The following is a 10,184-nucleotide window of genomic DNA, read 5'->3' on the forward strand; positions in this document are numbered from 1 at the left end:
CCATGCAACAGCCCTTCGAGCCGACCGGAATACCGGCCGGTTGCCCCGCACACGGCAACGTCGCGATGTACGGGCCCGACTTCGGCTCCGACCCCGAGCGCACCTACGACCAGCTGCGCTCGACGGGCCCCAGCACGCCCGTCGACATCGCGCCGGACGTCGAGGTCGAGCTGGTGACCAGTTACGACGCGAGCCTGTACATCCTGCAGAACCCGACCCTGTTCGTGCGGGACTCGCGCCGCTGGAACGCCCTCAACGAAGGGCGGGTACCGCAGGACAGCCCTGCCCTTCCCATGATGGGCTACCGTCCCAACGCCCTGTTCAGCGACGGCGCCGCGCACGCCAGGCTGCGGCAGGCGGTCACGGACAGCCTCGCCACCGTCGACCAGGGCCGGCTCGTCAGGCTGACCCAGCAGTCGGCCGACTATCTGATCAGCCGTTTCAGCTCCGAGGCCCTCGGCCAGGCCGAGCTGATGGCCGCCTACGCCCAGCCGCTGCCCCTGCTGGTCTTCGGCGACCTGTTCGGCTGCCCCCCGGAACTCGGCGACCGCGTCATCGCCGGGATCACCGGCATCTTCCAGGGCACCCCGGGTGCCGACGAGATCCTGGGCGGCGCCCTCGCCGAACTGATCGCCCTCAAGCGCCGGGAGCCCGGTGAGGACCTCACCACCCGGCTGATGGTGCATTCCGCCCGGCTGTCCGACGAGGAGGTGCTGCACCAGCTCGTGACCCTGCTCTCCGGCGGCACCGCACCCCTGTCGGCCTCGATCGGCACCAGCGCCGCGCTGTACCTCAGCGACGACTGGCCGAGCGGCCTGCCCGCCGAGGACGCGGTCGTGAAGACCTTGTGGAACTACGCCCCGATCGCCAACTACGCGGCCCACTACCCCACCCAGGACGTCGAGTTGGGCGGCCGGACCCTGCGGGCGGGCGACCCGGTCCTGATCTCCTTCGCGGCGGCCAACACCGACCCCAAGCTGACCGAGCACCGTGAACAGCTCAGCTCCAAGGCCCATCTCGCCTTCGGCGCCGGCCCCCACGCGTGCCCGGCCAAGGACCCGGCCTTCATGATCGCGGCCACCGCCGTGGAGTCCCTCCTCAACCGGCTGCCCGATGTCGAGATGCGCGTTCCCTTCAAGGAACTCGCCTGGGTGGCGACGCCGTGGAGCCGCTCGCTGGTCACCGTGCCCATCCGGTACACCCCCCGCACCGTGGCACCCACGGCCCGGACCCGGCCCGCGGCACCGTCCTCGGTTCAGGCGGCGCACTCGACCGCGACCGTCCCGCAGCCCGCCCCGGCAGGCCGGGCGTCCCACGCCGCACCGCGCCCCAAGGGCGGTCTGTTCAGCCGTTTCCGGGCCTGGGTGAATGGCGAGTGACGTAAGTAACCCTACGAGAACACTGTGTTATTGGATGCTTCAAGCATCCCACGGGTACGGATGGCGGCTGGCAGAAAGGAGCCGTCATCGTGGGAAGTCTCGCGACTCCGTCCTCGGACCGTCGGGCGACCATTTCCCTGTTCTCCCGTCTTCGGACGGCCGAAGGACAGGCCGACCCGTTCCCCATCTACGCGGAGCTCAGGGCGCGCGGCGAGGTCAGCCCCGCGCCCTGGGGCGGTTTACTCGTCAGCAGCTACGCGACCTGTGAGCAGGTGCTGCGCAGCGGTACCTGGCTCGAACCGGACACCACATGGCGAGAGCGGCAGGGCGCACGCACCCGCTGGAGCGCCCCGTCCTCCCGGGAGATCAGCCGCACCCTGCCCGCCCTCAACCCGCCGGAGCACACCCGAGTACGCCGGTCGGCGGGCACCTTCGACCGCGGCACCATCGACCAGATCGGTCGCCGGGTGAGTCACGTGGTCGACCGGCTCCTCGACACTCTCGACGAACGCCTGCGGGCGGGTGAGGCCGACTTCGCGGCGCTGGTGAGCGAGGAACTTCCCGTCGCCACCATCGGCGACTGGCTCGGGCTGCCGAGCGCCGACTGGCCCCGCCTGCGTGAACTGACCCACGACCAGGTCTTCACCCAGGAGCTCCTCCCCAACGCCAGCCAACTGGCCCGTTCCGACGCCGCCATGGCCGAACTGCGCACCTACTTCCTCGGCCTGGTGCGCGAACGGCGAAAACGTCCGGGCGACGACCCCGTCTCCCAGTGGATACGCACCTGGGACGAACTCGAACCGGACCAAGACAAGGCCGACGAGGCGGTCTACTTCCTCGCTCTGTTCGTCCTGCTGGCGGCCCTGGAAACCACCGCGACCCTGCTGTCGACGATGACCCTCCTGCTCGTCGAGGACCCCGACCGCTGGAGTCTGCTCGCCCAACAGCCGGACCTCGTCCCCTCGTTCGTGGAGGAGTCCCTGCGCTACGACCCTCCCACCCACGTGATCAGCCGCGTCGCCGCCCAGGACACGGTCCTGGACGACATCGAGGTCGGTGCGGGCGAGATGGTCCACCTCCTCGTGGGCGCCGCCCACCGCGACCCCGCCCGGTTCGCCGACCCCGACTCGTTCGACCCGCGGCGCAACCCGAGCCACCTGGCGTTCAGTTGGGGCATCCACTACTGCCTCGGAGCACCGCTGGCCCGGCTGGAAGCACAGACCCTGCTCCACCGAATGATCACCCGTCTGCCGAGACTCGCCCTGGCCCGCCGCCCCGCGTCGGCCCCCCGGGTGGCGTTCAGGCGCCTGCTGAACCTGGATGTAACACTGGCATGAACTCGCCAATCGCCCCCGCTCCCGTGTCCGCCGCCTCCGACCGGGAACCCGCGCACACCCCCGGCCCCTCTCCCCTACCCGCTCCCCTGACTCTCAGTCGAACCGGACCCGTCCTCCATGTCCGGCTCAATCCCTCCGCACAGGACGACATCCTGAGCTCCGCGGTCCTGGACGCACTCATCGCCGTCCTCGACAACCTCCACGACCAGCCCGACATCCGCATCCTGGTGCTCTCCTCCCTGGGCGACGACTTCTGCCTGGGAGCCGACCGCCGGGAGTACCAGGACGCCCTGGCCGCCGACCCCACCGGGGCCGCCCTGCGTCGTATCGCGGACAAGGCCCACCGCGTGTGCCAGGCGCTGGAGGACACCCACGTCATCACCATCGCCCGGCTCCACGGCAAGGTCATCGGCGCCGGCCTCGCGCTCGCCGCCTACTGCGACCTCCGTGCGGGCGCGGACACCAGCCATTTCCGCATGCCGGAGGTCGGCCTCGGACTCGCACCCGCCTGGGGCGGCGCCATGGGCCGGCTGATCACCGAGGCCGGCGCCGCCCGGATCCGTGAACTCATGCTCACCTGCGACGACTTCGACGCCCCCACCGCCCATCGCCTCGGCCTCCTGCACAAGGTCGCCCCGCTCGACGAGCTGGACGACACCATCACCGCCTGGACCAAGCCCCTCGCCCGGCGCTCCCCCCAGGCCCTCGTGCTGACCAAACGGATGCTCACCGGCTATGCCAGAGCCGCCCGTACCGCCGACACCACTCTCCTGGACTCCCATCTCCTCGCCGCCCAACTGGCCCAGCCCCGCTGACCGACCCTCAAGACCCCCGTTCACAGTGTGAATTCGGCGCCCGGCGCGACGAACTCACTGTGAACGGGGCACAGTCCAGCCCTCACTTCCCCGCCAGTGATCTGGTGCGACTAGCACATGGCCCCGAACGACGGATCCGGCCTCACCCGATCGGGCCACACCGGGACCAGCCCGTACCACCCGCGTACGCGGGCACGTTGCACGGACATGAATCGCACCGCCACCACCGGAGGCCTCGGCCTCGACGACCAAGCCCGGCGCGCCCCGCACGCCGATCCCGCCCCACCGCCTCACGCGGACCCGCCCATCTATGCCGCGCTCGTCAGAGAGTGGCGGGCCGACGGCCGGACGCTTCCGGGTACGCGAGATCCGCAGTGGATGCTGCTGACGGCCCTGAGCCCCGCCGTCACGGGACAGCCGACCACTCCGCCCAACCCGGGCCGCTGGGAGCGTGCAGGTGTCCTGGCCGGCGCGTCCGGTGCCGACCTCGCGCCCGCACGCTGACGGCGGCGCACGATGACGAGCGGATCGCCGCGCCGGATCCCCCGGCGGCAACGAGCCGGTGTCACACGGTCCGACCTCCACCCCGGCCGGGTGGCCCAGGGACCGATGCCCCACAGGCGGGACAGCGCCGCTTGGTCCGTTCCCGGGCGGCCAGCCCTCCGAGTGCCAGTTGCAGAGCCAGTTCCACCGCGGCGGGCACGAACAGCGCCCCGCTGCCGTCGGGCGGCACCAGCCAGCGCAGCCGTCCGGCCGCCCGGTGCGGGGCGGGCACCGCGACCCATGCACCCTTGCCCGCATAGCGGATGCCCGAGCCGATCCAGCGGCCCTCCGGGTCCGGCGGCAGGAAGAAGGCGACCCGGCGGGCGGAGGTGTCCACCAGTGCCGGCCCGGGCGGTTGCGGGATGCCCAGCAGAGCCTCCAGGGCCGGCACGGCCAGCTCCTCCGGCACGCTCAGCACATCCCAGAACCGGCCACAGCCCAACACCGCGGTCCCGCCTTCACTGTGCCACTGCCGCTTGCACTCCCGCGGGTCGGTCGCTGCTGCCGACAGCCATTCGATGGCCTGCCGTGAGACGGTTCGCATGCTGTCCTCCGGGATCCCTTTGCCCGCGCAAGCGGGACGTGCTCCCTCACATCCGGGGTGGCCGGACCCGGCACCTTCATGCTGGTAGATATTTCTACTGAGCGGAAGGGGTGGCGAACCGTGGCGATTACCTTCGCCCGACTGCGGAAACGCTCAGTCGAGACAGAACTCGTTGCCCTCGACGTCCTGCATCACAATGCACGACTCGTTGACGCCATCGGCACGCAGCAGTTGCACCCGCGTCGCGCCGAGCGCGATGAGTCGAGCGCACTCGGCTTCGAGGGTGGCGAGGCGCTCTTCGCCCACGAGCCCCGTGCCGACCCGCACATCGAGATGCACCCGGTTCTTGACGACCTTGCCTTCGGGGACACGCTGGAAGTACAGCCGCGGGCCCACACCCGAGGGATCACCGCAGGCGAACGATGCGCCCTGCCGCTCCGGCGGCAGAGACCGATCGAAGTCACCCCACGTGACAAATCCCTCCGGTGGCGGCGGTACGACGTACCCCAACACCTCACACCAGAAGCGAGCGACACGCTCCGGATCCGCACAGTCGAAGGTGACTTGGAACTTCTTGATCGCTGACATCGGCGCACGATAGCAGGGGGTCCGGGCCTCTCGTTTCCCGGAATGGATCCGCCCGCTCACGCCGGGTAGGGCGTCACCTCGCGGGCCGACTTGAGGGCGCCCGCCCACCAGGCCAGCTGGTCGAGCAGTGTCTTGGCGTAGCCGGGGGCCTCGGGGTCGAGCGGGCGGTCGTCGTGCCATGCCGTGAAGTAGTTGGGGAAGGAGAGTCCGTCGCGGATCGTCACCGCGTGCAGTTCGGTCAGCACGTTCTCCAGGTGCAGGACCGCGTGGCGGCCGCCCGCTGCGCCGCCGTAGCTGACGAAGGCGACCGGCTTGGCCGTCCACTGGGTGAAGTGCCAGTCGATGGCCGCCTTCAGGGAGGCGGGGTAGCTGTGGTTGTACTCGGGGGTGACGACGACAAACGCGTCCGCGCCCTCCAGCGCCGAGGTCAGCGGCTGCATGCCGGCCGGGCGGGGGTAGTCGTCACCGGCGTACTTCGGCGATGCCGCGGGCAGGGACAGCGGGATCTCGACGTCGGCCAGATCGACGACGTCGACGTCGAAACCACCGTGCAGGTCGGCCTGTTCGGCGAACCAGGAGGCCACCACCGGGCCGAACCTCCCCTCGCGGACGCTCGCGACGATGACGACCAGCTTGTGCGTGTTGTTGTCCATGGCTACCACCATCGGGTCGGCCCAGAGCGACAACCAGGCCGAGCTCAGGCTGGCCTCCGCAGGGCCACCCTCAGCTCTCCGCGTCGCGTCCGGCCCGCCCTATCCTCAAGGCATGGGTACGCCGTTGGGGGACTTCATCCGGAGCAAGCGCGACAGTGTCCAGCCCGAGACACTCGGGCTGCCGGATCGAGGCCGCCGCCGCTCACCGGGGCTGCGCCGCACGGATCTCGCGGCCCGTGCCGGCATCAGCGTCGAATACCTGACCCGCATCGAGCAGGGCCGCGATCGCAACCCCTCGGTGGCGGTGGTGAACGCTCTCGCCGACGCCCTCAGCCTCTCCCCCTCCGAGCGCGCCCACCTGCGCTATCTCACGAAGATCACAGGCGGAGAATGCACCGCGCACACGCGACCCGCTCCCCCGCCCCGGCACGTCCGAGACGCCGTTCGGCGGACACTGCGCCTCCTCGAACCTGGCATCGCCGTGGTGACCAACCGGCTGGGTGACATCCTCGCCCACACCCCGGCGTACGAGTCGGTGACCGACGGCAGCGGACTGTTCGACACCGAAGCCCCGAACCTCACCCGCTACGTCTTCACCGACTCCCGCGCCCGCACGTTCTTCGCCGACTGGGACGACATCGCCGACGAGCAGGCCTTCGACCTGTGGCACGCCCCCACCGCGGAGAGCTCCGAGTGGTTCACCACACAGCTCGCGCCCCTCGCCGGACCCGATCTGACCCACCGCCTGAACCGGCACGTCGTTCCGGAACGCGGAGTCCTCCGGGTCAACCACCCGGCCGGACACGAGCTTCGGCTGCTGCGGGAAACCCTCGAACTCCCCGCGGACGAGCAACAGTTGACCATCCTCCTCCCCGCGGACGACGAGACCGCCGCAGCCGTCGAACAACTCCGCCACCGACGCCGGCACCACAGCGCCCTCCGGGCCATCTCCTGACCCGTACCGAGCGAGACCCGTTGCCGGACCGGGCGTGAGGTGGTGAAGACTGACGACATGTCCTACGACCCCGGCGGAGTCCTGTTCATAGCACTCGGCCTCGTTCTCGTCGTCGCCGGCGCCCTCTGGCGCGGGCGAGTTTTGCGCCCCCTCTCCGCGGAGCGGGCCCGGGCGGCCGTGACCCGGGACCGTTCCCGGAACCTGCTGCGTGCCGCGGACATGGCGATCGCCGAGGCGCGCCGCCAGGCCACACGGGGCGAGCCGGCCATCGTCACCGTCGGGGACGTGCGCGGGATGGCGTGCCGGCACTACGGATACGACTCCGTGGAACGCGAAGAGGCAGCTGCGGCCCTCCGCCGACGCTTCGAGGCCGCGGACTGCCGGAGGGACTGCATGACCGACGCTTTCAACTGACGGCTCCCTCGCCCGGCAGCCGTACCCGCCTGGGAAATGAAGTTCAGCATGCACATCCTGGAAGACCCGTCCGAGCTCTCGCCGCGCGCACAGGATTTCCTTCGCCGCACGGGCCGGCGTGAGCACCCCGTCCGGTTCGGGCTGCCGATGGAGTTCTGGCACGTGCACGATCAGGCGGGGAAGCTCGTGCCCGCCCCGCTGGATCTCCTCATCCGCTGCGAGGGATTCGAGCAGAAGTTCGCGGGCCTGCGGTACGAGGTACGCCGTAGCCGGGTGGTGGCCGGGGAGCGGTACGAGTCCGTCCGCAGGTGGGAGTACGACCACCTCGGCATGAAGACGCGAGCATGGCAGGACCCCGGAAGAGACGGCTGGTACTTCGAATGGACCGGCGAGCGGGTGTCGAAGCCGTGCCGGGACCTGATCCACACCGACGGCAGCGTGGGCACCGACGTCGACGGCAGCAGTCCCTTCCTCCCCGTAGCACCGTCCCTGCTGCATCTGATCGAATCGCATGCCCTCACCGACGCGGTCGCGACATGGAAGCCATGGCCCGTGGGCACGCTCGCGGCAGCGGCCATCGCACTCCTCGACGGCCTGGTGGAAGTCCCCCAGGCCTCATGGAGTTCCTCGCGGTGGCGGCTGTCGGACGCTGTTGCCGTCATGGACCACGACACCTGGGACCGCGAGAACCCGCGTCGCCTGACGCACATCTGGTCTCGCGGAGAGGCCGGCCACCGCCAAGTGCGGGCGCTCGTGGACTGATTGGGGCTGATGACCACGCTCAGGGTGACGCCTTCTCGAACAGGGCGCCCGGTGGTGGCATTGACGTACGACAAGACCGCTCCGTACGATCACGATCGGCATTGAGTGTCAGCGTCCAGCCCTGGCTTGCTGACCGGCAACCCTCCCGCGCGGTGGGGTGCTCCAGGTGAAAGCCCGGCGGGATCACCGAGGATTCCCGCAAGCGCGTGGCCCCGTCTCCGGGGCCGGAGACGGGGAGGACCGGTATGCGGCACGGTGGTGAACTCAGCGCCTCCTTCGCCGTCGCCACGGTGTTCTCCCGCCTCGCGCGTCGACGCCATATCGATCTGAAGCGCTCGACCAGCTGCCTCTGTCAGGCCTGACGAGCCCGTCCGCGGCCGGCTGACCTCCGCCACCGGCCCGCCTTCCCCGCGCTCTTCCCGGCCACCGGCTCCCGGTGTCGCCCGCCTGTCCCTGTCTGCACAGCGCTCCCCCGCCACCGGCGTCATGCCGGCCGGGGCCGCACACCCATGCACGGCCGTGCCTGGTACGGCACCCCCTTGCCTGGTGACACCAGTAGGAGATACCCCTCCGTGACAGCACTTCCGGATTTCAGAACCTTCCGATGGGCGCCCCTCGCCGCCCTCCTGACCACCAGTGTTCTGCTGACCGCCTGCGGCTCGGGCAGCACCGGCTCGGACAGCGGAAGCAGCCGGCCCCAGTCCGGCGGCACCTTGACCTTCGCGGTGGGTTCCGACGCCGGCTGCGTGGACCCGCAGCAGGTCGGCAGCAACGAAAGCATCTACTCGGTACGTCAGACCGTGGACTCCCTCACCGACCAGGACCCCGGGACCGGCAAGATCGTGCCGTGGCTCGCCAAGAGCTGGGACATCAACGCCGACGCGACGGAGTTCACGTTCCATCTGCGCTCGGGTGTCACCTTCAGCGACGGCTCCGAGCTGACCGCGCAGGTGGTCAAGGACAACTTCGACGCGGTCCCGAAGCTCGGCGCGTTGGGCGTCCTCGCCCAGGGCTATCTGAGCAGCGTCAAGAGCACCGCCGCGGTGGACCCGCTGACCGTCAAGGTGACCTTCAAGGAGCCCAACGCACAGTTCCTCCAGGCGACTTCGACCCACTCGCTGGGCATCGAGTCGTCGGCGAGCGTGAAGAAGACTCCGCAGCAGAAGTGCAGTGACGGTGTGGTCGGGTCGGGACCGTTCGTGCTGAAGCAGTACGTGCAGAACCAGTCGATCACCCTGGCCAAGCGCACCGGGTACGACTGGGGTTCCTCGCTGTGGTCCAAGAAGGGCGAGGCCTACCTGGACAAGCTGGTGTTCAAGGTCGTGCCCGAGGCGGGGGTGCGGGCCGGAAGCCTCCAGTCCGGTCAGGTGGACGCGATCAGCAGCGTCGGCAAGGCCAACGAGGCGGCGCTCAAGGGCGGCCAGGTCACCCTCCTGCGCCGGGCAAATCCCGGCGTGGTGTTCGGGCTGGGCATCAACAACTCGCGGCCCGTCCTCAAGGACGCCAAGGTGCGCCGGGCGATCCTCGCCGCCGTCGACCGCGAGCAGATCGCCGACACGGTGTTCCCGACCGGCACCAAGCCGGCGACCAGCGTCCTGGCGCACACCACGCCCGACTACTCCAACCTCTCCTCGGACCTCGCCTTCGATGCGGCCAAGGCCAAGTCCCTGCTGGACGAGGCCGGTTGGAAGGCCGACGGTGACGGCGTCCGCGTCAAGGACGGCAAGAGGCTGAGCCTGGCCATCAGCTGGTTCCCGAACGCGGGCACCAACCAGCCCGCACTGGAGCTGGTCCAGCAGCAGCTGAAGGACGTCGGGATCGACGTCACGCTCAAGCAGGGCCAGGTCAGCCAGTTCGCGACCACGCTCCAGGGCGGCGACTTCGACCTGGTGTGGGGCAATGTGACCCGCTCGGACCCGGACATCCTGCGCAGCTCCTTCTCCACGCGGCTGGCCAACTTCTACCGTCTGCCCGCCAGTTCGCTGGACACGGCGCTGTCCGGACAGGCCGCGACGACGGACACCGCCCAGCGCAGGCAGCTGGTGGACGACGCGCAGAAGCTGATCGTGCGGAACGCGTACAACGTGCCGGTGGTGGAGCTCCAGACCCAGCTGGGCGTGTCGAAGAAGGTGCACGACCTCGCCTTCGACTCGGGCAGCCGCATCCAGCTGCACGACACCTGGATCGGCTAGCG

Annotated in this window: 11 protein-coding genes and 1 riboswitch; of the genes, 8 read left to right on the forward strand and 3 right to left on the reverse strand. The window is 70.0% G+C overall.

From position 1 onward, the window contains the following. Positions 1-2: 2 nt before the first annotated feature. The 4 genes from ACIOHP_RS43970 to ACIOHP_RS43985 all read left to right on the forward strand — a co-directional run bounded on the left by ACIOHP_RS43970 (position 3) and on the right by ACIOHP_RS43985 (position 4,035). Positions 3-1,379 carry a cytochrome P450 gene (locus ACIOHP_RS43970; RefSeq protein WP_361558149.1) on the forward strand — a complete coding sequence of 459 codons (1,377 nt, stop codon included), beginning with the start codon at positions 3-5 and terminating at the stop codon, positions 1,377-1,379. 89 nt (positions 1,380-1,468) lie between these two features. Continuing rightward, the gene (locus ACIOHP_RS43975) at positions 1,469-2,716 is read left to right on the forward strand and encodes a cytochrome P450 (RefSeq protein ID WP_361558146.1); all 1,248 of its coding nucleotides are present in this window, start codon (positions 1,469-1,471) and stop codon (positions 2,714-2,716) included. Next, positions 2,713-3,531: an enoyl-CoA hydratase/isomerase family protein gene (locus ACIOHP_RS43980; RefSeq protein ID WP_401896508.1), complete on the forward strand. Its 819-nt coding sequence runs from the start codon at positions 2,713-2,715 to the stop codon at positions 3,529-3,531. Before ACIOHP_RS43975 ends, ACIOHP_RS43980 begins: the two co-directional genes overlap by 4 nt. 207 nt (positions 3,532-3,738) lie before the next feature. Next, positions 3,739-4,035: a hypothetical protein gene (locus ACIOHP_RS43985; protein ID WP_401896509.1), complete on the forward strand. Its 297-nt coding sequence runs from the start codon at positions 3,739-3,741 to the stop codon at positions 4,033-4,035. Positions 4,036-4,096: 61 nt separating this feature from the next. Here the strand turns inward: ACIOHP_RS43985 and ACIOHP_RS43990 are convergent, their stop codons facing one another. From ACIOHP_RS43990 to ACIOHP_RS44000, 3 genes are all read right to left on the reverse strand, one after another. After that, positions 4,097-4,618: a bifunctional DNA primase/polymerase gene (locus ACIOHP_RS43990; RefSeq protein WP_401896511.1), complete on the reverse strand. Its 522-nt coding sequence runs from the start codon at positions 4,616-4,618 to the stop codon at positions 4,097-4,099. A gap of 153 nt (positions 4,619-4,771) precedes the next feature. Then, on the reverse strand, positions 4,772-5,206 hold the full coding sequence (locus ACIOHP_RS43995; RefSeq protein ID WP_401896512.1) for a VOC family protein: 435 nt from the start codon (positions 5,204-5,206) through the stop codon (positions 4,772-4,774). A 56-nt stretch (positions 5,207-5,262) separates the two neighbouring features. After that, positions 5,263-5,859 (reverse strand): NADPH-dependent FMN reductase, encoded by a 597-nt coding sequence (locus tag ACIOHP_RS44000; RefSeq protein ID WP_401896514.1) that lies wholly within the window; start codon positions 5,857-5,859, stop codon positions 5,263-5,265. A gap of 112 nt (positions 5,860-5,971) precedes the next feature. On the opposite strand from ACIOHP_RS44000, the gene ACIOHP_RS44005 reads away from it, so the two are divergent. The 4 genes from ACIOHP_RS44005 (at position 5,972) to ACIOHP_RS44020 (ending at position 10,182) form a co-directional block, all read left to right on the forward strand. Then, positions 5,972-6,814 (forward strand): helix-turn-helix domain-containing protein, encoded by an 843-nt coding sequence (locus ACIOHP_RS44005; protein ID WP_401896517.1) that lies wholly within the window; start codon positions 5,972-5,974, stop codon positions 6,812-6,814. Positions 6,815-6,871: 57 nt separating this feature from the next. Then, positions 6,872-7,228, forward strand: coding sequence for a hypothetical protein (locus tag ACIOHP_RS44010; RefSeq protein ID WP_361558130.1), 357 nt, complete (start codon positions 6,872-6,874; stop codon positions 7,226-7,228). Positions 7,229-7,276: 48 nt separating this feature from the next. Continuing rightward, positions 7,277-7,990 (forward strand): hypothetical protein, encoded by a 714-nt coding sequence (locus ACIOHP_RS44015; protein ID WP_401896520.1) that lies wholly within the window; start codon positions 7,277-7,279, stop codon positions 7,988-7,990. Between the two features lie 97 nt (positions 7,991-8,087). Beyond that, a riboswitch (SAM riboswitch) is annotated at positions 8,088-8,201 on the forward strand. 361 nt (positions 8,202-8,562) lie between these two features. After that, positions 8,563-10,182: an ABC transporter substrate-binding protein gene (locus ACIOHP_RS44020; protein WP_401896522.1), complete on the forward strand. Its 1,620-nt coding sequence runs from the start codon at positions 8,563-8,565 to the stop codon at positions 10,180-10,182. The last annotated feature ends 2 nt before the right edge of the window (positions 10,183-10,184 follow it).

Origin of the sequence: Streptomyces sp. NPDC087859, assembly GCF_044742595.1 — a bacterium.
Taxonomy (GTDB): Bacteria; Actinomycetota; Actinomycetes; order Streptomycetales; family Streptomycetaceae; genus Streptomyces; species Streptomyces canus_F.